Source organism: Dysgonomonas sp. GY75, assembly GCF_015234155.1.
GTDB lineage: Bacteria > Bacteroidota > Bacteroidia > Bacteroidales > Dysgonomonadaceae > Dysgonomonas > Dysgonomonas gadei.
Genome location: NZ_JADCLQ010000036.1, coordinates 536,466 through 562,241, shown reverse-complemented (window position 1 = coordinate 562,241; position 25,776 = coordinate 536,466). Strand labels below are relative to the sequence as shown.

Genomic DNA, 25,776 nt, shown 5'->3' with positions numbered 1-25,776 from the left:
TATAAAAGGGGCACAATATATTAGGTATGAATAAACGAATATATTATTTGTTAGTAATTAGTTTCCTGTCTCTCTTTTCAAGTCTTCTTTTTCCGGTTAGGGTATTAGGTGAAGAGCTGTTAGAGATAAGAAAACTACCAAAAGAATTTCAGGCCGTAATTCACAGTATCAGGTTTGATCGTTTAGGTTCGATTAAACCGCAGCAGGAAATAAAGAACATAGACAAAGGCTTGGTTCATGTCAGGCTTATATTTGATTTGCCTGCCGAAATCAAGCAAGATGACTGGCAACTAACGATACAGCCTGCGTTTATCCCAGACTTTAATTGGGCCCCTCATATTACTCCCGGAGATATGAATATTATCGATCAGCATGTTTTTCGTAGTCCTGCTATGATAGTGACCGATAACAAGCAAGGATTGGCTGTAATACCGGATATCAATATTATGAAAAATGGCACTCCTACACGATGGTATATGGATATGATCGCTCCGGAAAATAAGCTTGTATTAGGTATGAGTGAAACACTTGTATCAGGACATGTTATCTATGAGCGCAAAGAAGGAGCTGTATATCCTAAAGGGAGGGTTGAATTCGGCTTTTATCTGATGAAATATGCGGATAAAGAAGATCTGGAAAATCCTTTTCGCAGACCGTTAAAGTTTTTCTGGACAAATTGGGGAGAGAAGCTGAATGAAGAAGGAAATCCTATAAAAGGAGATTTGGAGCCTTATGTTGATTACACTTATAACTGGGCATTTAATACATGGAAAGATGCCGTTTGGCAAGAATTTATGTTAGGTGACAAGAAAGTGGGTGCTCCGGTGTTTATCGTAAATACAACTCAAAGTCCTAATTACCCCGGCAAGGTAAACGAAAGGGAGTTTCTGTCGATATGGAATCAGGCATGGTTTAGTTCTTTGCGTTCGGCAAGTGGATTGTACCGTTATGCCCGTCGCAAAGGCAATAAGGGATTATTGAATAAGGCGCTACTCTCAAAAGAATTAGCTTTGGCCGCTCCTATGAAGGAAGGTTTTTTCTATGGTCTGATCGGTACAGAGATGGAAACAGTAGAAACTGAAGGGAAACAATATAACCGTTCGAAGGGCTGGGATACTTATTATTGGGGAAACTCCAATAGAAATCCATACACCTGGGATGCCCGGAAATCTCCTTTTCATATTCTGGATATGAGTTGGACTGCTATCCTGATGCTGCGTTGGTATGAAGAATTAGAAAAAGATGAACGGTTACTGGAATATGCCCGGAAATACGCAGACGCCTTATTACAAAAACAGGATGCAAAAGGCTTCTTCCCGGGATGGCTCGATCTGGATACTTTGGAACCGATGGAATATCTTAACGATTCGCCAGAGACATCGATGAGCGTTACTTTCTTGCTCAAGCTGTACGAGTTAACTAAAAATGAAAAATACCGTTCATCTGCATTAAGAGCGATAGATGCTGTATGTAAGGAAATTGTGCCTGTCGGACGTTGGGAGGATTTTGAGACTTACTGGTCATGTTGCCGTCTGGGAACACCGGAGTGGATAGGAAAGAAAATAGAGAGGAACAATATGTACAAACAATGTAACTTTTCTATCTTCTGGACAGCGGAAGCTCTTCTCGATAGCTATAGAATAACTAAGAATAAGGAATATCTCAAACTGGGTCAGCGTACACTCGATGAAATGCTTATGACACAAACCGTATGGCAACCTCCCTATATTTATGTAAATACAGTAGGTGGATTTGGTGTAATGAATGCTGACGGGGAATGGAATGATTCTCGTCAAAGCCTTTTTGCCGAAACGATTCTTCAATATGGAAAACTGCTGAATAAAAAAGAATACAATGAGCGGGGTTTATCCGCAATCCGGGCTTCATTCTCAATGATGTATTGTCCTGAGAATCCTTTAGCCAAAGAGCAGTGGGAAAGAGTCTGGCCATTCTTCAATGAAAAAGACTATGGCTTTACGATGGAGAATTATGGGCATGACGGCCGGACAAGTAAGGATGGAATAGGCATAGGAGAATTCACTATTTATGATTGGGGTAATGGGGCTGCTGCTGAGGCATATAATCGCATTCGTGATAAATTTGGCATTGAGATATTCAGATAATATATACTAAATATGAAAAAATTAATTTTTATTATTTTCGGATTTTTACTTGTTTTTTCTGCTTATTCGCAAAATAAGAAAAATGCAGGTGGCATTACCTTGATCAGTGAATTGGAGCAGTTATACAATCTTGCATTATTGCCACAATACCGGACCGGTATAATTGAACAAGAATCAAGTTATGACCGTACGGGGAATAATGATGATGGTTTTTCGGGAAAATATTCCTATCTACGCAAGGAAAACGGGAATCTGGTTTTAGCCGATTACAAGGGACCCGGCGTTATAAATCGTATTTGGACGCCCACACCGACTACAGATACAATACAATTCTATATTGATGGCGAAAAAACGCCACGTATCAGTATTCCTTTTATAGACTTATTTTCAGGAAAGATCTTTCCTTTTGTTAATCCTGTTTGCGGAAATGAAATAGGAGGGTACTATTGTTATGTACCTATTCAATTTACAAAATCATGTAAAATAGTATTTTGCGGTGAGAAGATCATGTTTCATCAGATACAATACCGTCCTTATCCGGAGAATACGCAAACAGAGTCTTTCAATATGGTATGGAATACAGAGCAAAAAGAGGCTCTGAACACGGCTTGTAATTTTTGGCTCCGTCAAGTTAAACCTTTAACTAACTTGGACAAAGCAGAGCAGTTGGTAGAGACAAAGGAATTTTTTATTGCTCCGGGAGAAACTTTTCCTTTTTTCTCAGCCAATGAAGGAGGACGTATATTTGGTATTGAATTGGATTTTGGCCCGGCTCTGGAAGGTAAATATAAAGATATTATATTGAAGGCGCAGTGGGATGATGATGAGTCCCCTGCCATTTACAGTCCCGCCGCCGATTTCTTTGGCTACGCATATGGAAAACCAGCCATGCAAAGTCTTTTACTGGGCTCTTTTCAGTCAATAAACTATTCATATATCCCTATGCCGTACAGTAAAAAAGCGAGGTTGAACCTTGTATATGAAAAAAGGCAGGATATGAATCAATCGAAGGTAGAAGTAAAAGCCAGGGTATTTTATACAAAAGAAGTGCAGAACCCCGAAAAAGAAGGCCGCCTATATAGTATCTGGCGCCGGGAGATCGACCCAAAGGAATTCGAGCCCTATTTATTCGCAGACATCAAAGATAGAGGGCATTATATAGGGATCATTCATATTGCGCAGGCCTTACGTCCCGGTATGACTCTGTTTTTCGAAGGAGATGATTCTACTGTGGTCGATAGTAAATTGAGGATGCATGGTACAGGGTCGGAAGATTACTACAATGGAGGGTGGTATGCTTTACTCGATAGATGGGATCGGGGTGTGAGTTTGCCTATACATGGCTCTCTCGATTATTCCTTGCCAATGTCACGCACCGGAGGATATCGCTTTTTTATAACGGATAAGGTTACATTCGATAAGAACCTTCTGGTTACGATCGAACATGGACCTGAGCAAAACAGATTTCCTGTCGATTATACATCTCTGGCATTCTATTACGGATCAAAACCTGTTGAGTGTAGTATGTTACCGACCGAAGAACTGCGTACAGTCTATGAGCCTTCTACACATATTTTTTATCCACAGTTAATGAATCTGTCGATTGGTCATGGACTGAAAGTTGAAAACAAAGATCGTTTGATTGCCGATACAGAAAATGAAGGTATGGTGCGCATTATGCTCGATGAAGTGCCAGAAGGTGTCTATAAAATTAAGTTGACCTATTATAAAACTCCCGATGGAGGGGCTTTTGAAGTCTGGAACAGGCAAAAGCAGATAAAATCGTGGGAAGATGTGTACAGTAAGGCTGAAGAAAAAATGGAGAATGCAGAGTTAGGGATATTCACCCTCACCAGACATACAAATTCTATTTCAATTAAAGTGAAAAAAACAGAGAAGGGATCAAAATTTCACTTCGATATTCTGACCCTTGAGAAACAATAAAGAAAAAGTAATATTAAAAAAGTAAAAAATGAAAAAAACGAACTATCCAAAAATTGGGATTCGCCCTATTATTGATGGGCGAAGGAGAGGTATCCGTGAGTCTTTAGAAGATACAGTGATGAATATGGCAAAAAGGGTTGCTGAATTTTATAGCACGAATCTTCGCTATCCGGATGGATCACCTGTGCAATGCATTATCGCGGATACATGTATCGGCGGTGTTAAAGAAGCGGCTGACTGTGCAGAGAAATTTGAAAGGGAAAATGTTGGAGTTTCGCTCTCCGTAACAGCATGCTGGTGTTATGGATCAGAAACAATAGATATGAACCCTTTGATACCAAAAGCAATATGGGGCTTTAACGGCACTGAGCGTCCGGGTGCCGTATATCTGGCTGCTGCTCTTGCCGCACATACGCAAAAAGGCCTCCCTACTTTCGGAATTTACGGACGCGATGTTCAGGATATGGGTGATCCTGTAATACCTGAAGATGTTCAGGAAAAATTGTTACGTTTTGCCAAAGCAGGCCTTGCAGTAGCCATCATGCGGGGGAAATCTTATTTGGCTATCGGATCTGTCTCGATGGGGATAGGTGGATCTATCGTAAACCCTGATTTTCTTCAGGAATATCTGGGTATGCGTACCGAATATGTAGATTGTTCCGAAGTGCTTCGGAGGATTCAGCAGGAGATATATGATAAGGATGAATTTGAAAAAGCACTGGCCTGGACCAAGAAAAACTGTGTTGTGAATGAATTACCGGATCATAATCCTGAAACAATCCGGCGTTCACGTGAGCAGAAAGACCAAGACTGGGAATTTGTAGTGAAGATGACTTTAATCATGCGCGATCTGATGATAGGCAATGATAAGTTATGGGATATGGGATTTGGAGAAGAAGCAATGGGGCACAACGCTATTGCCGGAGGATTCCAGGGACAGCGCCAGTGGACAGATTTTCTTCCGAACGGTGATTTTTCTGAAGCAATTCTTAATACATCTTTTGACTGGAATGGCATACGGGAACCTTTTACATTTGCGACAGAGGATGATCATCTGAACGGGATATCAATGTTATTTGGTAAATTATTAACAAATACGGCTCAGATATTTGCAGATGTAAGAACATATTGGAGTCCTGCAGCTCTGGAAAGGGTTACAGGCTGGAAACCGGACGGCCTGTTGGAGAATGGGGCTATCCACCTCATCAATTCCGGAGCATGTACTTTGGATGCTACAGGAGAGCAAACCAAATATGGTAAACCTGTAATGAAACCTTTCTGGGAAATAGACGAAGAGGAAGTAAACGCTATGCTTAAAGCGACAAAGTGGGGGCCTTCTTCCTTAGAATATTTCCGTGGAGGTGGTTATTCTTCCAAGCTTTTGTCAAAAGCCGGAATGCCTGTTACAATGTGCCGCATTAATCTGGTGAAAGGACAAGGGCCTGTTATTCAGATAGCAGAAGGATGGACAGCTACATTCCCGGAAGAAATATTTAATGTTATTGATCAGCGTACAGATAAAACCTGGCCGTCTACATTCTTTGTGCCCAGACTTACCGGACAAGGCCATTTTAAAGATGTGTACTCTGTTATGAATTATTGGGGAGCCAATCATGGAGCTATCAGTTACGGGCATATCGGAGCAGATCTGATTTCACTTGCTTCCATGTGTTCTATCCCTGTCTGTATGCATAATGTGGATGAGGATAAGATATTCCGTCCATCGGCATGGAGTGCCTTTGGTTCTGATCCCGAGGGTTCTGATTATAGGGCATGTAATACATATGGCCCGATCTATAAATAGAAGGTTGATATAAAAACAGGAAGAGTTTTCTCCTAAACTCTTCCTGTTTATAATCTTTAAAATCAATAATAAGATTTTTTACACTGTTTCACCTTAAACTAAAAATTATGAAAAAGGAACTGCTATGTAATCTCAGAATTATATTGTTTCTAAAACTATGGAAAAACATGTATCGAAAGACACTTATTCTAATGCTTATGATTTTCGCATCAGTTGGCCTGTTTGCGGTAAATGGTACTGATGAAACATCCCCAAAAAGAATAGTTACAGGTACAGTATTTGAAATTGAAACCGGAGAGACTCTCCCCGGAGTGAGTGTCTTTATTAAGAACACACAAAAAGGTACAATGACTGATACTAATGGAAAGTATACATTGGAAGTAGATTCAGAAAGTGCTATTCTTGTTTTTAACTTTATTGGAAAAAAAACGATTGAAGTTGTAGTCGGGAATCAGAGCACGATTAATGTAAATATGGAAAACGATGCTACCATGTTACAAGAAGTGATTTATACCGGTTATATGACCCAGAAGAAGGCCGATCTGACGGGATCACTATCTATTGCCAATGCTGCCGATTTAGCAAAAAATCCGTCAGCAAATGCAATGAAATCACTGCAAGGGAAGCTTTCAGGAGTATATATTACTACTAACGGAGGTGACCCGGCAGAGGGAGTTAATATACAAATCAGGGGGCTTTCGTCTTTGTCGGGAGGGATTAAACCGTTGATAGTATTAGATGGAATGCCTACCGAAAACCTGAATCTTCGTGATATAAATTCAGGGGACATTGAGTCTATTCAAGTCCTGAAGGATGCGGCTTCTGCAAGTATATACGGAGCCAGGGCTTCGGGAGGAGTCGTGTTGGTTCAGACTAAAAAGGGAGTAGCCGGAACAACCAAGGTTGAATATAATGGAAGTGTTTCTTTTAATACCGTATTGAATAAGCCGAAACTGATGAATGCTGAACAATACGGGATTGCGACTTTCAGAGCACAGGCATATGACGAAGAGATATATGGGATGGCGATGTCATTACCATCTACCTACGATTTCACGTGGCATAGAGATGCTAACGGAAGAGCTATACTGGATGCGGCACGACCGGCTGAATGGCTTAACGCCGACAAAACGGTAAGAGGCTCTGATACGAATTGGATGGATGAGGTTCTCAGGACAGCAATAATGACTAATCATCAATTAACGGTTTCCAGTGGATCGGATAAATCGAGGAGTTTATTCTCGTTAGGTTATTATGATAATCAGGGAACACAAATTCATACATATTTCAGGCAATACTCGATACGTGTCAATACTGAATATAACCTGATAAATAACCGGTTGAAGCTGGGAGAAAATCTTGCTGTATCCTATTTGCAGTACAGAGATGGCAACGAGATGCGCTGGGCTATGATTATGCCTCCGGCGGTCCCTGTTTATGACGTCAATGGAGGATGGGCAGGAGCAGCTGGTTTTGATGACTTTACAAACCCTGTACGTGTATTGACAAATAATAAAGACAATACTAATAATTATGTAAAAGTGATAGGGAATGTTTTTCTGGACCTTGATATTTGGAAGGGGATATCTGCCCGCACACAGTTTGGTGTCGATTACGGGAATGCATATAACAGGACTCTGGATCGTGCCTGGTCCGAAAACGGAGGCCGGAATAGTGACGGCGAAAACTATGTAGGAAGCAGCCAGTCTCATCCGCTTAGTTATGTTTGGACTAATACTATGTCATATAATATGAATAAAGGGAAACATAGTCTTGATGCCGTATTTGGAGTAGAGTTGACAAGGTTTGTACAAGAAGGGTTTTCGGCGAGAAGAGAAGGGGTTTATCTTGAAGACCGTGACTTCGCTCACTTAGGAATAACTACCGGCTCAAAATATTCTCTTGGAAGTTCTGCCGATGAGTATACATATTTCTCTGTATTTGGAAAAGCCAATTACGTTTATGACACAAAGTATCTGTTTTCAGCCACATTGCGTCGGGATGGTTCTTCACTTTTCGGTGCAAATAATCGATATGCTACATTCCCGGCATTCTCGGCAGGATGGCGAATCAATAACGAACCTTTTATGGCGGACTTTAACTTTATATCTGATCTTAAGTTGCGTGCCAGCTGGGGTGCAAACGGTAGTGTACAAGGTTTACCCAGAGGTTATACATCCACTCCGTTCACAACCGATTATTTCGGGACATCTTATCCTATAGAAGGAAACGAGACCGGACCTTTATATTCGGGTTATAGGAGAACCTGGTTGGGTAATCCCAATCTTAAATGGGAAACGACAACACAAACCGATTTGGCTGTGGATTTCGGATTCCTTGATCAACGGATAAACGGCTCGTTAGGATATTATTATAAGAGGACATCAGATATATTAGTTCAAACACCTTACATTGCAGCCATGGGTGAAGGTGGCGAACCTTGGATTAATGGTGCTGATATGAATAATAAAGGGATAGAATTTTCCATTAGTTACAGCAATGATCCTAAATCTGCATTTCAGTACACTATCTCGGCCAATATAGGAACCTATAAAACAAAGATCATAGATCTTCCGCAAGATGTAATTAATAAATATCCTGGCGATGGAGTTCTTGACCTTGTTACCGGAAGAACACCTAATATCCTTTACGGCTTAGTTGCTGATGGTATATTTAAGACACAGGAGGAAGTCGATAACCATGCCGAACAGAAAGGAAAGGCTGTAGGTCGTATTCGCTACAAAGATCTCGATGGAAATGGAGTAGTAGACGAAGTATATGACAGAACATATATCGGAGTTACAGATCCCGATTTCTTCGGAGGGATTACATTTGACCTTAAGTACCGCAATTTTGATATGAATATATTCTTCCAGGGCGTTTATGGCAATAAAGTAAATAATATCTGGAAACAAGAATCCGACTTATGGAATATAACTGTACCGGCTCATAAAAATCATCCTGAGAGAATCTTAGGTGCCTGGTCTTTCGATAACCCTAATTCAGATATCCCTGCTATATCTAATTCGACACAAAATGCAGAACACCGTTTCTCGAGCTATTTTGTAGAGGATGGGTCTTACCTCAAACTAAGGAATATAGAACTAGGGTATACGCTCCCAAAGAAAATATCAGGTAAGATGTTGATGCAGAACCTAAGAATATATACTTCGGCACGAAATGTCTTAACCCTTAAGAAAGGGTGGGGTAAAGATAAATATACAAGTTTCGATCCGGAGATGCCTGGTTATGGTTATTTGACTCCATTCTCATTAACATTTGGACTTAATGTTACATTCTAAATCTTAGTATCTATGAAAAAGTTTAAATTAATAATATTCGTTTTGGCCTTCTTTTTTACGGCAAATAGTTGTTCCGATTTCTTAGATGTCGCTCCTAAACAAGTATTAGATGAATCGTTGCTTACGAAACCTGAAGATATGGAAGGCTTTGTAACGGCAGCATATGCAAGAATGACAGATATACCGTCGTGGGATTCACCTTTTGCCCCCTGGTGGTCGGGTTCATTACGTTCCGACGATTCTTATAAAGGTGGAGGAGGTACATGGGATGGAGATGGCTGGCATTTTATGGAAACCTTTGTCGGCCTAACTCCAAATGGATGGCCTCTCGATTATCCATGGTATGTATCATATCAGGTAATACAGAGATGTAATACTGCTTTGCAAAGACTGGAAACAATCACAGAAGATGAATTTCCCGCCAAGAACGCCAGAATGGGAGAAATGAAGTTTATACGGACTTTTACGCTTTATCGTATTAAGCTGTTTTGGAAATATGTGCCTTATATTGATGAAACGGTTGTTGGAACTTCCTCTGCTTTTGAATCGGTACCGAACAGGGAAAAAGATATGCCAAACGATCTGTACTTGTGGGAAAAACTGTTGAACGATTTTAAAGACGCGGAAAACCTTTTGCCCGAAAGCCAGATGGATAAAGGGCGCATAACAAAGAATGCAGCAACGGCAATGGTTGCCCGGGTATTGCTTTCTATGGCTTATGAGCAGGATGAAAGACACCGTGTAACAACCATCAATAAAGACAGATTAACAGAAGCTCTGGTGTATCTCAATAAGTTGACCGAGCAGGAAGGTAAAGCCGTTGGATTGTGCAATGATTTTGGCGATAATTTTGATATCGCTTTTGATAATAATACGAAAGAATCTATATGGGAAATACAATATTCGATCGATGACGGTAGCTCTACCGGAGGCAAAATAAACAGAAGCGAAGGATTGAATCATCCATGGCAATGGGCCGGATTTCAGTGCTGTGGTTTTCACCATGTGAGTTATACAATGGGAAATGCTTTCAAAACCGGAGCAGACGGATTGCCAATGTTCGATACTTACAATGTCGGTAGCTATGCTGATGGGGATAGCGAATTTTTCGGTAAAAATACATTCGACCCTCGTTTTAGTCATACAGCGGCTGTTCCCGGACAACCCTATAAATATGACCCATTTTTGATCTTCGAACAAAAAGCGATTCGTAACCCGGCTGAATATGGATATCTGAAATCAATAAAGGAACTGGTACATCCTAATTGTAATTGCTTGTTGTATGATGGCTGGCAGTTCAATTCGATGAATAAACGGATGATTCGTTACGATGAAGTATTGCTATGGAAAGCCGAAGCTCTCATACAGTTGGATAGATGGGATGAAGCCTTGCCATTAATCAACAAAATTCGGGAGCGTGCGGCAAAAAGTACTATCCGTTTGAGGAAAGCAGATGGCTCACCCATATTGAATTACAAATGTGAAACATATAAGCCCGGAACCAATTGTACTTGGACAAAAGATTTTGCGATGAAAGCATTACAATGGGAGAACCGTTTGGAAATGGCTTGTGAAGGGCGCCGGTTCTTCGATTTGCAGCGGTGGGGGATTTTAGAAAAAACGATGAATGATTATTTTGCTGTTGAGAAAAATAGATTTTCCTGGATGGATAATGCGCGCTTTACAGCGGGTAGAGATGAGTATTTCCCAATTCCATTACCTCAAATGAAATGGGCGAAAGGTAATTATACACAGAATCCGGGGTATTAATATTGAATATAAAGATATAATTATGAAAAATATAGCTAGAATGCTGATCATAGCACTTACCATTGTTTCATTTACAAGTTGTTATGATAGAGATGTCATTGATTATAAAGAATTCGATCATTCTTTACCTGAGATTGAAAATTTGAGTTATACAAAGCAGAATAATCTTGTCAAATTATCATGGCAGATTCCTGCAAATATATCGGATGATTTCAGACGGCCATTGGAAGTCAGTATCCAGGTAGTAGAGAATAATATTTACAGAGAAATAGTTATAGTCGAAAATGAAGGAACATCTCGTGATATAACAATCGATACAAGCAAAAAATATCGGTTTGTTGTGAAACTACTGGGTTATCTGACCAACGAAGCAAAAGAAGAGGGTAAAACAGACAGGGTTTATTCGGAAGGGCAGGTTATTCATATTGAATGAGTGTATAGGAATACCTGAGGATTTGATGATTCTATCGGGTATTGGTCTTTTTCTGTGTAAGACTTGCTTATAGAATATGAATTCTAGTCTGAGACCTGAAAAGCAAAATCTAAGAAACGAAATTTACCAATATCCGGTACGATAAAAAATGATCTTATTAAATATTATATATGAGACACTTATGCTAAAATTAACATTATTATGAGACACATAAAACGAAAAAAAAATGGAAAATATTTCCTGCTGTCGATGTGTTGTTTCCTAAACCTAGTTTTTGCTTTTGCTCAGTCAGGGAGAGTAATAACAGGACGTGTGAGCGATTCTAAAGGAGAGTTGTTGGCCGGAGTAGTAGTTACGGAAGTTGGCACTACAAATGGAGTGATCACAGATGAGAATGGAACTTATTCCATTGGTACAAAATCAAGCAGTGCTGTACTGAGATTTACATGTATTGGTTTTAAAGAGAAAGTAGAAGAAATAGGGAACAGAAAGGTTATTGATGTTGCCTTAGATGAAGATGTCGCTTTCTTGGATGAAGTAGTAGTAGTAGGATTCGGTTCTCAGAAGAAAGCGTCAGTTGTTGGAGCTATTAGTACTGTTGAGCCTCAGTCGTTACTTACAGCTCCTGTTCGTTCGGTCAGTAATAATCTTGCAGGGAAGCTAGCCGGGGTAATTGCTGTACAAAGAAGTGGCAATCCTTGGTTTAACGATTCTGATTTTTGGATTAGAGGTATGAGTTCCTTTGGAAATTCTAAGCCTTTAGTATTGATAGATGGAATTGAGCGCTCCTTACATGATATGGATCCGAATGAAATCGAATCATTTTCTGTATTAAAAGATGCTGCGGCCAGTGCCGTATATGGAGTAAGAGGTGCTAATGGTGTGATAATGATTACCACAAAACGAGGTAAAATAGGGGCCCCGAAAGTAAGCGCCCGCATAGAACAGGCATATACTAAACCAACGAAACTTCCGAAATATATAGGTTCTGTGAAGTATCTGGAATTGATGAACGATGTCTATCTGGACGCATATCCTAATCAGTCTCCGCTCTTCAACAACGCAACAATCGAGAATTACAGGAATCAAACAGATCCCGAGCTATATCCCGATATCAACTGGTGGGATGTTGTAGCAAAGGACTTTGCAAGTAGTACTACTGCCAATTTAGATATCAACGGGGGGAGTGATATATTACGTTATGCTCTAACATTAGGACTTTATGATGAGAGTGGAATTATAGAGAGAGATAAAAATCAGGCATGGGACTCTTCTCTGAAGGTTCGACGCTATAATGTCCGTTCAAATGTAGATGTTAACCTGACTAAAACAACATTATTTCGTTTCAATCTGGGAGGGCATCTGATCGCCCGTAACTCTCCTCCGGGATGGAATGAAACAGATGTGGGTATTTTCTACCAGGCTTCGAGGATTCCTCCATATGTTCACCCACCCGTTTATTCAACCGGGGAAATACCTCGGGTATACGCAAGGGAAAATCCGTGGGCTTGGGCTACACAACGAGGATATGAAACTTTGAACCGCCATAAAATTGAATCTTTGGCATCCGTTGAGCAAGATCTGAAATTTATCACTCCCGGCTTAAGCGCAAAATTGAGCTTTTCTTTCGACAGATATTCGGGTTCTTATAAGGTTAGGGGGAAAAATCCTGATTATTATACACCTGCTACGGAAAGAGATGCTAATGGAAATTTAGCGTTGTCTATATATACTTATGGCCAGCAATTTCTGGGTTATGATGTCGGTTCCGAATGGGGTGAACAAAGTATCTATATGGAAGGTGCAATCAACTATGAAAGAACTTTTGACAAAAAACATGCGGTGAATTCCATGCTTCTATATAATCAGAGGGAACTCGAAAGAGGAACTGAATATTGGGACCGTTTGCCTTACCGTACTCAGGGATTTGCCGGAAGATTCTCATATACATACGATACACGCTATGTTGCGGAGTTCAACTTTGGATACAATGGCTCGGAAAACTTTGCCAAAGGTAATCGTTTCGGATTTTTTCCATCGGTTTCTTTAGGCTGGATCATTTCTCAGGAGAGCTTTATGGAAGGTCTGGTAAACACTATTTCCAATCTGAAACTTAGAGGGTCTTGGGGTGAAGTAGGTAATAGCATACTTGGTGTAAATATCTGGGATAACAGGTTTGCGTATCTTTCAACAATCAACGAAAGTTACGGATGGTATACTTTTGGCACAGATAGTAATTTCCATCGTGTCGGAAAAGCAGAAGGGAATGCCGAAAATACTGCGCTAACATGGGAAACATCGACCAAGACGAACTTAGGCTTAGAGGTGGGCTTATGGGGCAATTCAGTAAACCTGACTGCGGATGTTTTCATGGATAAGCGCAGGGATATCTTTATGCAAAGGCGGACAGTTCCGGGTTCGGCCGGATTTATGCAAACTCCTTATGCCAATTTTGGCAAAGTAGAAAATAAAGGGTTTGAACTGTCTCTGAATGCAAATAAAAAATTGTCTGACGACTGGCATATTTCGGCAATGGCAAATTATACTTTTGCCAGAAACAAAATTATTGAGAAAGATGAACCTGCTGCTGTAATAGGAACTAACAGGGCTGAAACGGGACATCCTATCAACCAGATATTCGGACTTGTCTCAGAGGGGCTTTTTACTGAAGATGATTTTGACACCAATGGCAATTTAAAGCCGGAAATACCTGCTCATACGTTTGGTACAGTCCGCCCGGGTGATATCAAGTATAAAGATGTAAACGGTGATAATTCGATCGATGCAAGAGACCGGACAGCCATTGGGGGAACCTTTAATCCGGAAATTGTATACGGCTTTGGTGTCAATATAAAATATAAGGCTATAGATTTTGGCTTTTTTTTCCAGGGTACAGCTAATACATACCAAATGCTTGGCGGAGAGAACTGGTTACCCGGAACCGCTTTAGGTGCAACAGGGAATATCTTCACTAATATCGATGATCGCTGGACAAAGGAGAATCCGAATCAGAACGTATTCTGGCCAAGATTGACTTATGGTGCGAATACTAATAATGAACAGGCATCTACTTGGTGGTTAAGAGATATGAGCTTCTTGCGTTTGAGGACTTTGGAGGTTGGTTATACACTGCCTCAGGTATGGACGAGATCGGTAGGTGTAGAAAATTTGCGTTTTTTTGCGAGAGGGTCTAATATCCTTACTTTCTCTAAATTTAAACTATGGGATCCGGAACTGGCCACAACCGATGGGCTTAAGTATCCTATGACTCAGTCAATATCATTTGGATTAAGTGTTAATTTCCAATAAATAATGATGAATATGAAAAATATAAAATATTTAATACTGGTCCTTATTTCTTCATTACTAATAATTGGTACAACAGGATGCTCCGATTTTCTGGATAAGAAACCTGATGACTATCTGACGATGGAGATGATTTTTTCTGATAAGATCAGAACTGAAGACTGGTTGGCGGGTGTATATTCAGGTGTTCCTAATCCAATGTGGGGATACTTTAAAGAGCAGGGGTGGAATATAATGTCAGATGATATGACTATTCCTTCAGAGTGGCAGCCTTTTGGATGGAAGAATGTATATGCATATACTGTCGGGGATTGGAATCCGGAATCGGCCTGGAATCCCTATTATTGGGTAACTTTTCCTCAGAAAATACGCAGTGCATTGATATTTATAGAAAATGCTCGGCCAAATCAGGCGCAGGGTATGAGCGAAGAATATGTTACTAGAATGAAATATGAAGCCCGCTTTCTGATTGCGTATTACTATGCGTTAATGTTGGAGATATACGGTCCGATCCCGTTCAAGCCCGGAGTTATAGAATCAGTGGATGCACCTGAGTCGGAACTGATGATCACTCAGACTCCATATGATGATATTGTAAACTGGATAGATAATGAATTGATAGAGGTGGCCAAACATCTGCCTGCAGTTTATCCTCAAGAAACTGATTGGGGTAGAGCAACTTCCGTAATGTGCCATGCAGTGAGAGCACGTATGCTTCTTTTTGCAGCAAGCCCTTTATTTAACGGAAATCCGGATCTTAAAGACTGGAAGAATAATGATGGTGTCAATTTATTTAAACCTACAGCAGAGACTGGTAAGTGGGCACGTGCTGCAACAGCCCATAAAGAGTTGATCGACCTGGCGCATGCAAACGCCTATCAGTTATATAAGGAATATAATAACGATGGTACGATAGATCCTTTTATGTCATATTATAATATGTCTCTGAAAAAGTTTTCGGAAGGTAACAAAGAGATTATATTTGGTAGGACATGGGATCCGGGCCGAGATTATTATGAAGGTTTGGGCAGTTGGCAGGCACATCATCTGCCAAAAGGAATAAACGGAAATGCAGGGATGGGTGTTACTCAGGAACTGGTAGATGCTTTTTATATGAAAAACGGCACGAGCCCTATACTGGGATACGACGCAAATAATATGCCAATTATTAATACTGCATCCGGATATTCCGAAAATGGATTTTCTACGGTAGGAGAAATAAGAAATACAAATTGGATAGGAGCATCAGGTCCGGACAATGTACACGGACAGGTGACACTCCCAGGTACATTTAACATGTATTGTAATAGAGAAGCGCGTTTCTATGTATCGGTTATATATAATGAGGCGTGGCTTGGAGTAGATAACAGACGCGTTGAGTTTTACCAGAATGGAGGACGGGATACAGGAAATACCTTCGATGCTCCGCAAAATGGTTATAATGTAAGGAAGAGGATTAGTCTCGAAGTTTTCCCCAGGACTCCGACCCATCCGTATCAGCCTGGTATTCTTTACCGTTTGGCAGAAGCATACCTGGGTTATGCCGAAGCCCTGAATGAATCCGACCCGGGTAATGCGGATATTTTAAAATACATTAATTATGTGAGGCAGAGAGCCGGAATTCCGGATGTAACATCTGGTTCTCAGGATGAAATCCGTAAGCTGATTCAAAAAGAAAGGCGGGTTGAGTTTAACTGTGAAGGTATCCGCTTCCACGATGTACGCCGATGGAAAGTTGCAGAAACCGAGCTTAATCGCCCGTATTACGGGATGAACTTTAAAGGATCTGCGAAAAGTGATGATATCAATAATCCGGATGCATTTTATAAACGTACTTTTTACAAAAATCGTAAATTTTACAAGAAGATGTATCTATGGCCTGTGCCGCAAGCCCAAATTGATATTAATCCTAAACTGATTCAGGCTCCCGGTTATTAATTTCAAACAGGAGAACAGGAACGGAAACGACTGACTCCTGTTCTCCTTACTGATACAAGTAATAGTGAATATAAAATATTATCTTATGAAATCTTTTAAATATATTTTCTATATTCTTTTAATAGTTTTGGGAATCAGTTCTTGCAAGAGTGATAATGATATGCCTGAATTTCCAACTAAATATGCAAGAATTATTCAAAAAACGATAACTGTAAAAACTGCAGAAAGATATAATGTAACGATACATCCGATTTTTGACAGTGAAGAAACGGCGAAAGAGAAATTTGTGTGGAGTGTATCTGATGAGAGCCTTGTCTCTCTTCATACTCATTCGGATAATTCTCTCACAATCAAAGGTCTTGTTCCTGGGCAAACAACCCTCAAGCTAGAATCTGAAGATGGGAAATTACAATATTATTCAACCGTGAATGTGATGAAATCGCCTGATTTTGAGCCTATATTTATAGATTTTGGTCCTATAATATCTCCTTCGCCATTTAATAATTTTCAAAAGCCATCCGATAAAAAACTTGAGAATTTAATAAATAAATATGGAGAGGATACCGGGTATTCAATTGAAATTGCAGGCTCTTTCAACGATTTTGAAATAATTCGCAATATCCCTAATACTTTGGGATTTCCATCAGAGGCTTCCAATGACATGTTTTTCAATGATGGAATAAATGTATCTTCTGCTGGTTTTACTCTATCGGCCTTGAATAAAGACTTTAAGTATTCATTCATATTTTATTCGGCGATCGACGATAATAATACTGAAAATGAATATATAGTTGAAGGTTTGAACCGCAGTTCGGCAACGCTTAGTACGGCTCATAATCAATCGGGAGTAGCAACCGTTAAGAATATTATTCCGGATGATGATGGCAAAATACATATAACCTTACAAGCCGGACCTAATAATACTCAATGGGCAAGATTCTATAACATTAATGCAATGATCATTATTTCAGAGTACGATGAACTTGCTTTTCCTCTGAAATTTGAATGATCGTGTATTGTGAGTATTAATATCTTGGTCTGCCTCTTTTTGGGGGGCAGATCTTGAGAAGTTTTAGATAAATAATTTATTATTATGAAAAAGAAACCATTAAAACTGGTCTTGATTTGTTTATTACTTACGTTATTTTGTATACCGGATCTAGTAGCGCAGAATCCCGTTCCCGGAACTATGTATGAGCTATCGCAAATGAAAAACGGTATGCGAAACCGGCGCATTAGCAGTAATGATCCCGCAGGAGGAGTTCTGGATCATCTTTCAGATATACGTCCGGGGGAAAAACGTATAATCGCCGATATACCCGGCTCCGGTATTATAAACCATATATGGATAACAATGGCTCCCGAGCCTCATGTTTTGAACCGTAGCGATGTTATAATCCGTATGTACTGGGATGGCAATGCTTATCCTTCTGTTGAATCTCCTATCGGGCCGTTCTTTGGTCAGGGATGGAATGAACGGTACAATTACTCGGCGTTGCCTATTACTGCAGGTCCTGCAAATGGTACCTCGATGGTATCGTATTTCTCCATGCCTTTTGCTCAGGGGGCCAGGATCGAAATTGAAAACCAGTCGGATGTAAATCTTGAAAAATTTTATTTCTATGTAGATTATTATGAGACTAAAAAATTACCGGCCGATTTGGGACGATTCCATGCTTGGTACAATCAGGAGCTGACAGAGGCTGCGCCGGAAGGGGAAACAGAATGGGCTGTAATCGGAAAACAAGACAACAATACAACAGGCGACCGCAATTATGTATTTGCTGATATCAAAGGTAAAGGACATTTTGTAGGGCTTAATTATTATGTCCATTGTCCTTCTCCAATCTGGTATGGTGAAGGGGACGACTTTTGGTTTATTGATGGTGAAGAAGAAGCTTCATTGTTGGGGACGGGTACGGAAGACCTTTTCAATACATCATGGTGTCCAAAGGAGGCTTATTCGCATCCATACTTCGGATATCCTCGTGTAAACAATGATGTTGGCTGGCTGGGACGTACACATATATATCGCTTCTTTATAGAAGATCCTGTTTTCTTCCAAAAAAGCCTGAAAGCAAGTATAGAACACGGACATGCAAATAATCTTACATTGGATTTGGCTACCGTCGCATACTGGTATCAGTCGGAAGCCTGCCCTTTACCTCCTGCTCCATCGAAAGAAGTGCGTAAATTGAAGCCGTTTATCAATGTGCCGGATATGCATCGCTGGCGTCATGAGTGGAGAAAAAACAGGGGAGAAGATTCTAAACTTTGGGGTAATGAAATGCCTAAACAATAATTGTAAATAAGCCATAATACCCCTTCCTAAAGTCAGAGAGGGGGTATTGTCTTTCATCAGAAGAATTTACGAATGATATTGATATGAAATTATCACGCGCAATTAAACATATATTTCTCTTAGGTGGATTTCTTTCACCTTTAGTCGTAATGAGCGACGATGTGAAAGAAGATTCCGGCACTTCAAAAAACAGAAAGCATCTAAAGGTAAAAAAAGTAGAGCGGGTTGCCCGTATAACGGGAACTCCGGTAGATGGTGAAAATCTGCTCTCTTCTAACAACACAACTACCATGTATGATGTGGGAGGTACGGACCTCGGTATTGTTTGGGAAATGAATCAGGGAAAATATGGGATTTTTCTTGGCGATACTTTTGGTAAAGGATTCATCCCCGACCAAAATGACCCGGCAGACTTCGGTGATAATTGGCGATGCAACGTTTTAGCCTTTTCTAATGACTGTAATCTTGAAGACGGATTGAGCATTGACAGCATGGCCTCAGATGAAAATGGCAACGCCAGAGAACTTATTCCCGGAGGAAAAGATAAGTCGGGTAATGGAGACTGGACATCTATCCCGACAGCAGCTATCCGGGCAAACAATAAGGATTATGTACACTATTTCAATATGAGGAATTGGACGGGATGGATAACCAACTATTCAGGCCTTTACAAATCGGAAGACGATGGGAAAACATGGGGAAAATGTACAACAGTCCATTTTACTTCAGATAGTAATTTTGGACAAGCCGGATATTATAAGAAGGATGGCTATGTGTATATGGTAGGAACGGAAACTGGCCGGCATAGCAATCCCCGCCTGGCAAGGTTCAACGAAAAAGATATAGAAAATCAATCCTTGTATGAATACTGGAATAAGGATCACAATGAGTGGATCAGAGGTGATGAATCTCAAGCTACTAACCTGTTTGAAGACACAGTGGGTGAACTGTCTATTGCATATCACAACAAGTATAAATGTTGGATTATAACATATTTCTGTGCAGCCAGGTATAATATATCGATACGCTATGCAGAAGAATTGACGGGTCAGTGGAGTAAACCTCAGATATTGGCTACAGGGGAAGAATACCCTCAGTTATATGGTTCATATATACACCCTGTGTCGCTGGATGGTGATGACCTGTATTTTTTAATGTCGATGTGGAGGCCGTATAATGTGTTCCTGATGAGGGCAGAATTGGAATAATAAATATTGATATGAAGACTCGATTATTTAAATATATAGTTAATATATGGGCGTTAGCCTTTTTTACAGGATTCTATTCATGTAGTAAAGATGGTGAGGATGAACCCTATATCCCTATTGACGAAATTACGGTCTCAATAGCGGAACTGGTACCCGATAAGGAAACAAAAGCAGTTTCTACGACACTTACTTTTAAAAATATAGGAGAGATAGATTATCTGTTGATTACAAAAAGCGGAGGTGAGAGTTATTCTGCGAAGATAGAAAAACCGGAATTGTCTGCCTCTTATCCATTCAGATATATGGTAAAAAAAACAGATCCGGAATCCTTTCGGCTGTTATTGACTGCTTATTACAAGGACGGAAATAAATCGAAAGAAGAAGTTCTGACTATAGATAATCGTTGGGGATTTTTTATTCGTAAGGTTTCCCGTACGGCACGTATAACTGGAAACCCTATGTCTGGCGAACAATTCCCTACCCCGAATAATACAGCACAGAAATGGAATGTGGGAGGAACCGATCTGGGTATTATCTGGGAAATGAATCCGGGAAAATATGGAATTTTCTTTGGGGATACATTCGGACGCGACTTTTCGCCTAACTTCGCCGCTCCCGGTCCTAACGGAGGTAGCTGGCGCAGTAATGTTCTCGCCTTCTCGGATGATAATGATCTGGAAGATGGATTGACATTCAATAGTATGGCTGTAGACGCGTCGGGTAATGCCCGTGAAATTATATATGGAGGAAAAGACGCGTCGGGTAATGGAGACTGGACTTCTATTCCGACAGCAGCTATCCGCGCAAATAATATAGATTATGTACATTATTTTAATATGAAAAACTGGACAGGATGGATTACCAATTATTCAGGTATGTATAAATCTATCGATAACGGTCAAACATGGGCAAAATGTGAAAACGTACGTTTTTCGTCCAATAGTAATTTTGGCCAGGGAGGATATTTTAAGAAAGATGGATATGTGTATATGATTGGAACTCAAACAGGACGTGACAGTAATGCTCGCCTGGCCCGGTTCAAAGAACAGCATATAGAGGATCAGGCTAATTATGAATTCTGGAATAGCTTAACCAAACAATGGCTCAAGGGTGATGAAGAACAGGCTACGAACATATTTAACGATAAAGTGGGAGAACTGTCATTTATATATAACCAGAAGCATAATAAATGGATCATATCCTATTTTAATGCCGATAGATATAACATAACCATGCGTACGGCAACAGAAATAACCGGACCTTGGAGTGAACCTTATGAATTGGCCTCGGGAGTGGAATATGCGCAGTTGTACGGTTCTTATTTTCATCCGTTGTCGGTTGATGGCGACAACCTGTATTTTTTGATGTCGATGTGGTTGCCATACAATGTATTCCTGATGAAAGCGGAATTGGCAGATATGGGCAGTTTCGACTAACATCCCGAAATATAAAAGAACTTATTTAATAATAAAAAGATATATGATGAATAGAAAATATGTAATAGGAGTAGACTTCGGGACAGATTCGTGCCGTGCCGTGATAATCGATGTAGAGAATGGAGAAGAAATGGCTTCGTCAGTAAAGTACTATCCTCGCTGGAAGAAAGGATTATACTGCGATCCGCAAGTAAACCAATATAGGCAACATCCGCAAGATTACATTGATACGCTCGAAGCTGCAGTCAAGGATTCTTTATCGAACGCACCGGGGAATATTGCCGAAGATATAATAGGTCTCTCATTCGATATGACCGCAAGTACGCCGGTACTTGTGGATAAACACGGAACACCTTTAGCTTTACTGGATGAGTATAAGGATAATCCTAACGCTATGTTTGTTTTATGGAAAGATCATACGGCCATAAAGGAGTCCATCGAGATTAATGAACTGGCGAAAGAGTGGGTTGTCGATTTCACTGCTTATGAAGGAGGTATTTACTCCGCCGAATGGGTATGGTCTAAAGTATTACATGTACTTCGTGTAGATGAAAAAGTCCGCGAAAAGGCCTATTCATGGATAGAACATACCGATTGGATGCCGGCATTACTGACCGGTAATACAAGACCGGAGAGTGTTCTCCGCAGCCGTTGTGCTGCAGGCCATAAAGCGATGTGGCATGAGCAATGGAATGGCCTTCCATCCGAAGAGTTTCTCACAGAACTTTCTCCATTATTGTCAGGATTCCGATCTCATCTGTTTGAGAAAACATATCCTTCGGATACCTGTGCCGGGACTCTTACAGCCGAATGGGCTTCACGGCTGGGACTGACAACAAAGGTTAAAGTTGGCATAGGGGCAATAGATTGCCATATGGGAGCGGTCGGTGCGGGTATTACACCCGGAGCATTTGTTCGTGTTATGGGAACATCTACCTGCGATATAATGGTTGTGCCCTATGATGAGATGAAGGGTAAGCTTATTCCCGGTATTTGCGGACAGGTAGATGGTTCGGTTTTTCCCGGATATATAGGCCTTGAGGCGGGACAGTCGGCTTTTGGAGATTTGTATGCCTGGTTCCGGAAATTATTGGAATGGCCGCTAACCAATATTCTATCCAGATCAGAATTACTCAACGACGAATTGAAATCTAAACTGGTAGAAGAAGTGAGTGATACTATTATTCCCCTCCTTTCGGAAGAGGCGATGAAAGTTCCCGTGGAAAAAAGTACAATTGTAGCTACCGATTGGATGCATGGACGCCGTACACCGGATGCAAATCAGCTGCTTACAGGAACAATTGCAGGCTTGACTCTCGGAAGTTCTGCCCCATTGATTTTCAGGGCATTGGTTGAGGCTACGGCATTTGGGTCTAAGGCGATTATAGAACGTTTTGTAGAATCCGGCATCGAAATAAAAGAAGTAATCGGCATTGGAGGTATTTCGCTGAAAGCTCCTTTTGTAATGCAGATGTTATCAGATGTAATAGGTTTACCGATAAAAGTCGCCCGTTCGCAGCAGACCTGTGCATTAGGGGCTGCGATGTTTGCGGCTGTCGTTGCGGGAAAGTATAATACAGTACAGGAAGCACAGTTGAAAATGGGACAAGGTTATATTTATGAGTACAAACCTGATTGGGAGAATTTTGAGCAATATAAAGAGTTGTACGGGAAGTATTTGTCTTTGGGAAAGTTTACTGAATCTGGTCATATACTAAATTCATAAACATTATATTCTTAGGCTAAAGGTACGAAAGTCGGCAATATTTCAGTTAATAATATTCTCACACAGAGACGCTAAGATGCAAAAAGGTAACAAAGGTAACAGATATATCAGTAAGCAGTCATCAGTTAACAATTAGAAGCCCTTTATACTTATTACTCAGTACTTACTACTTTGAAAAGGTAACAAACGTAACAGTTTTTTTATGGTTTTTGTAGGGGCGAAACATCTTTCGCCCACGATGACCAACAGGCGAAACATCTTTCGCCCCTACAGTTTCACCAAAAAGGTAACACAGAAAACAATTAATAATTAATAATTAATAATTTCCCCCTCGTAACTTGTAACTGCCCGCAGGGCGCAGTAACTCGTAACTCTTAAAAAAGGTAACAAAGGTTACACAAATATCACTTATTACTTAGAACTCACTACTTTCTACTTATTCCAATCTTTCAAAGAACTCTCAGCTAACAGTTAAAGGCTCTCAGCTTACTGTATAGATAAACTTCTTTAAAAAAATTTGGGCTTGCCCTGGTTATATTCTTCTAACAGAATGGGATTTTGGGGTATTTTACAGTCTGTATTCATTAATTTTTTTTCAAATTAAAGAATGCTGGATTATAATTTGTGGAAAATTTAAACAGGTTCCAAACAAAATTAACCTTAAAAAAAGAGAAAGATCTCAATAAAATTTATAGTTTCGTACAATTTGATCTTTATAGACTTATTGGATGCGAAAAGATCCTGAACACAAAGGAATTATTATAGATGAATCTACATTGAAAGAACTTTTTAATGTATATTCCGATAGCTTGTGTACTTTCCTCAACTATTACACCCATGATAAACAGTTGATAGAAGATATCATACAGGATGTCTTTATCAGTCTTTGGGAAGAACGGGATACAATAAATATCTTTTACATAAAAACATACCTCTACAATGCCGCCCGCAACAAAGTATTAAATTCCCTGCGCGACGAACAAAACAGATCTCTTTTGCTCGAAAGGTGGGCCAGCCGGGAACTGGAAAAGCAAAAGGCCCGGGATTGTATAAATATGGAAGAGTTTAGCTCTGTATATCAGCAGGCTATTAATAGTTTACCTGAAAAATGCAGAGAAATATTCACTCTGAGCAGAGAGCAAAACAAAACATACAGGGAAATTGCCGGAGAGAAAGACTTATCTGTAAAAACAGTGGAGGCTCAAATGTCTATTGCAATAAAAAAGGTGAGAGAGTATATTCTTAATTATTACAATGGAAAGAATATTCTACCTACAATAATAATAACCCTGGCTATACAATTTCTGTCTTTATTTGATTGATAATGATAGAAATATGGTGATCCTTTCAATTTCGTTCAAAAAAAATGAAAATAGTTTAGGGGTATTTGGATAGCTTACGTGTCTAATAATAAAACAAAGCAGAAATATGAATCATGCACATATTCCATATGATGAAATAGCCGGATATATCCGTCAGGAATTATCTGAACAGGAAAGGCATAAAGTAGATATGTGGATTAATAGTTCTGCCGAAAACCGTAAACTATTCGAGCAATTATTAAATGAGTGGGAAAATATCTACGACAGTCCGGAACAGTCGGTTCGCGCAGACAAGGACAAAATATGGTCGGGCATATCTTCACACATAAGGACATCGCTTCCGGTAAAATCATATACAAGGAAGATTCTTATCAAAGTTGCGGGTATTGCAGCTATGCTTGCGATTATCGTTGGTGTTGCAGCTACTGTTTTTGTGAAATCTACCATAGATTCGGCTTTTCTATCCCAATCGGTCACAACGATAGAAACCAGGCAGGGACAGAAAATGCAAATGACTCTTCCCGATGGTACAAAAGTATGGCTCAATTCCGGCTCGAAGCTGACATATGCAGGAGACTTCAATCGTTCCGAACGTATTGTAAACCTTGAAGGAGAAGCTTTTTTTAATGTGACAAAAAATCAAAGTAAAAAATTCAAGGTAAGAACATCGGGTGTCGATATAGTGGTAAAGGGGACTTCCTTTGATGTATCGGCTTATAACGACGACCGAGAAATAAGCGTGTCCCTCCTGGAAGGAAAGGTGGTCATTACCGATAAAACGGGAAAATATATGACAGACCTTAATCCCGACGAACTGGCTATCATTTCGCGACAAAATCTGAAGTACACCCTGTTTAAGGATGATGCGAATACTTATCGCTCATGGACAGAGGATCAACTGATATTCTATAATGAGGATATATATGAAGTGGCCAAGAAACTGGAACGCTGGTATGGTATTAATATTAAACTGGTAAACCCTAATGAAAAACAGAAATATACATTCTCGGTAAAAACCGAATCTTTGCGCGAATTGCTCGAATTATTTAATAAGTTAACCCCAATCGATTATAAAATAAATGGAAAGGAGGTGACCATTATCAATAAGTGACCTTAGATATCAATACTATTGAAACAGATTAATTAACCTTTCTTTATGATT

At 40.0% G+C, this 25,776-nt stretch carries 15 protein-coding genes; all 15 read left to right on the top strand.

What is annotated here, in order from left to right; translation table 11 throughout:
• Positions 1 to 26: 26 nt before the first annotated feature.
• The 15 genes from IR083_RS14475 (at position 27) to IR083_RS14405 (ending at position 25,725) form a co-directional block, all read left to right on the top strand.
• On the top strand, positions 27 to 2,123 hold the full coding sequence (locus IR083_RS14475) for a hypothetical protein (RefSeq protein WP_194224854.1): 2,097 nt from the start codon (positions 27 to 29) through the stop codon (positions 2,121 to 2,123).
• Between the two features lie 12 nt (positions 2,124 to 2,135).
• Positions 2,136 to 4,067 carry a glycoside hydrolase family 172 protein gene (locus IR083_RS14470; protein WP_194224853.1) on the top strand — a complete coding sequence of 644 codons (1,932 nt, stop codon included), beginning with the start codon at positions 2,136 to 2,138 and terminating at the stop codon, positions 4,065 to 4,067.
• Positions 4,068 to 4,095: 28 nt separating this feature from the next.
• The gene (locus IR083_RS14465) at positions 4,096 to 5,871 is read left to right on the top strand and encodes an L-fucose isomerase (protein WP_006800003.1); all 1,776 of its coding nucleotides are present in this window, start codon (positions 4,096 to 4,098) and stop codon (positions 5,869 to 5,871) included.
• A 107-nt stretch (positions 5,872 to 5,978) separates the two neighbouring features.
• Positions 5,979 to 9,173: a SusC/RagA family TonB-linked outer membrane protein gene (locus tag IR083_RS14460; RefSeq protein ID WP_148401894.1), complete on the top strand. Its 3,195-nt coding sequence runs from the start codon at positions 5,979 to 5,981 to the stop codon at positions 9,171 to 9,173.
• A 12-nt stretch (positions 9,174 to 9,185) separates the two neighbouring features.
• On the top strand, positions 9,186 to 10,943 hold the full coding sequence (locus IR083_RS14455; RefSeq protein ID WP_006800005.1) for a RagB/SusD family nutrient uptake outer membrane protein: 1,758 nt from the start codon (positions 9,186 to 9,188) through the stop codon (positions 10,941 to 10,943).
• 22 nt (positions 10,944 to 10,965) lie between these two features.
• Positions 10,966 to 11,376, top strand: coding sequence for a DUF4945 domain-containing protein (locus tag IR083_RS14450; RefSeq protein WP_185095962.1), 411 nt, complete (start codon positions 10,966 to 10,968; stop codon positions 11,374 to 11,376).
• A gap of 201 nt (positions 11,377 to 11,577) precedes the next feature.
• Complete coding sequence (locus IR083_RS14445; RefSeq protein WP_194224852.1) at positions 11,578 to 14,685, top strand: SusC/RagA family TonB-linked outer membrane protein; 3,108 nt, start codon at positions 11,578 to 11,580, stop codon at positions 14,683 to 14,685.
• Positions 14,686 to 14,697: 12 nt separating this feature from the next.
• Positions 14,698 to 16,620, top strand: a complete 1,923-nt coding sequence (locus IR083_RS14440) for a RagB/SusD family nutrient uptake outer membrane protein (protein WP_194224851.1) — start codon at positions 14,698 to 14,700, stop codon at positions 16,618 to 16,620.
• Between the two features lie 85 nt (positions 16,621 to 16,705).
• Positions 16,706 to 17,629, top strand: coding sequence for a hypothetical protein (locus tag IR083_RS14435; RefSeq protein WP_006800009.1), 924 nt, complete (start codon positions 16,706 to 16,708; stop codon positions 17,627 to 17,629).
• 84 nt (positions 17,630 to 17,713) lie between these two features.
• A complete protein-coding gene (locus IR083_RS14430; protein ID WP_194224850.1) occupies positions 17,714 to 18,922 on the top strand; it encodes a glycoside hydrolase family 172 protein in 1,209 nt (402 codons plus the stop codon).
• A gap of 83 nt (positions 18,923 to 19,005) precedes the next feature.
• On the top strand, positions 19,006 to 20,130 hold the full coding sequence (locus IR083_RS14425) for a DUF4185 domain-containing protein (protein WP_194224849.1): 1,125 nt from the start codon (positions 19,006 to 19,008) through the stop codon (positions 20,128 to 20,130).
• Positions 20,131 to 20,141: 11 nt separating this feature from the next.
• Positions 20,142 to 21,566, top strand: a complete 1,425-nt coding sequence (locus IR083_RS14420; protein WP_199343237.1) for a DUF4185 domain-containing protein — start codon at positions 20,142 to 20,144, stop codon at positions 21,564 to 21,566.
• A 43-nt stretch (positions 21,567 to 21,609) separates the two neighbouring features.
• Complete coding sequence (locus IR083_RS14415) at positions 21,610 to 23,292, top strand: ribulokinase (RefSeq protein WP_194224848.1); 1,683 nt, start codon at positions 21,610 to 21,612, stop codon at positions 23,290 to 23,292.
• Between the two features lie 728 nt (positions 23,293 to 24,020).
• Positions 24,021 to 24,614: an RNA polymerase sigma-70 factor gene (locus tag IR083_RS14410; protein WP_194224847.1), complete on the top strand. Its 594-nt coding sequence runs from the start codon at positions 24,021 to 24,023 to the stop codon at positions 24,612 to 24,614.
• A gap of 106 nt (positions 24,615 to 24,720) precedes the next feature.
• Positions 24,721 to 25,725: a FecR family protein gene (locus IR083_RS14405; protein WP_194224846.1), complete on the top strand. Its 1,005-nt coding sequence runs from the start codon at positions 24,721 to 24,723 to the stop codon at positions 25,723 to 25,725.
• The last annotated feature ends 51 nt before the right edge of the window (positions 25,726 to 25,776 follow it).

Coding starts and splice junctions, on each gene's coding strand:
- IR083_RS14465 (WP_006800003.1), top strand. CDS start 4,096: ATGAAAAAAACGAACTATCCAAAAATTGGGATTCGCCCTATTATTGAT.
- IR083_RS14445 (WP_194224852.1), top strand. CDS start 11,578: ATGAGACACATAAAACGAAAAAAAAATGGAAAATATTTCCTGCTGTCG.
- IR083_RS14410 (WP_194224847.1), top strand. CDS start 24,021: ATGCGAAAAGATCCTGAACACAAAGGAATTATTATAGATGAATCTACA.
- IR083_RS14430 (WP_194224850.1), top strand. CDS start 17,714: ATGAAAAAGAAACCATTAAAACTGGTCTTGATTTGTTTATTACTTACG.
- IR083_RS14455 (WP_006800005.1), top strand. CDS start 9,186: ATGAAAAAGTTTAAATTAATAATATTCGTTTTGGCCTTCTTTTTTACG.
- IR083_RS14405 (WP_194224846.1), top strand. CDS start 24,721: ATGAATCATGCACATATTCCATATGATGAAATAGCCGGATATATCCGT.
- IR083_RS14420 (WP_199343237.1), top strand. CDS start 20,142: ATGAAGACTCGATTATTTAAATATATAGTTAATATATGGGCGTTAGCC.
- IR083_RS14475 (WP_194224854.1), top strand. CDS start 27: ATGAATAAACGAATATATTATTTGTTAGTAATTAGTTTCCTGTCTCTC.
- IR083_RS14440 (WP_194224851.1), top strand. CDS start 14,698: ATGAAAAATATAAAATATTTAATACTGGTCCTTATTTCTTCATTACTA.
- IR083_RS14470 (WP_194224853.1), top strand. CDS start 2,136: ATGAAAAAATTAATTTTTATTATTTTCGGATTTTTACTTGTTTTTTCT.
- IR083_RS14415 (WP_194224848.1), top strand. CDS start 21,610: ATGATGAATAGAAAATATGTAATAGGAGTAGACTTCGGGACAGATTCG.
- IR083_RS14460 (WP_148401894.1), top strand. CDS start 5,979: ATGAAAAAGGAACTGCTATGTAATCTCAGAATTATATTGTTTCTAAAA.
- IR083_RS14425 (WP_194224849.1), top strand. CDS start 19,006: ATGAAATTATCACGCGCAATTAAACATATATTTCTCTTAGGTGGATTT.
- IR083_RS14435 (WP_006800009.1), top strand. CDS start 16,706: ATGAAATCTTTTAAATATATTTTCTATATTCTTTTAATAGTTTTGGGA.
- IR083_RS14450 (WP_185095962.1), top strand. CDS start 10,966: ATGAAAAATATAGCTAGAATGCTGATCATAGCACTTACCATTGTTTCA.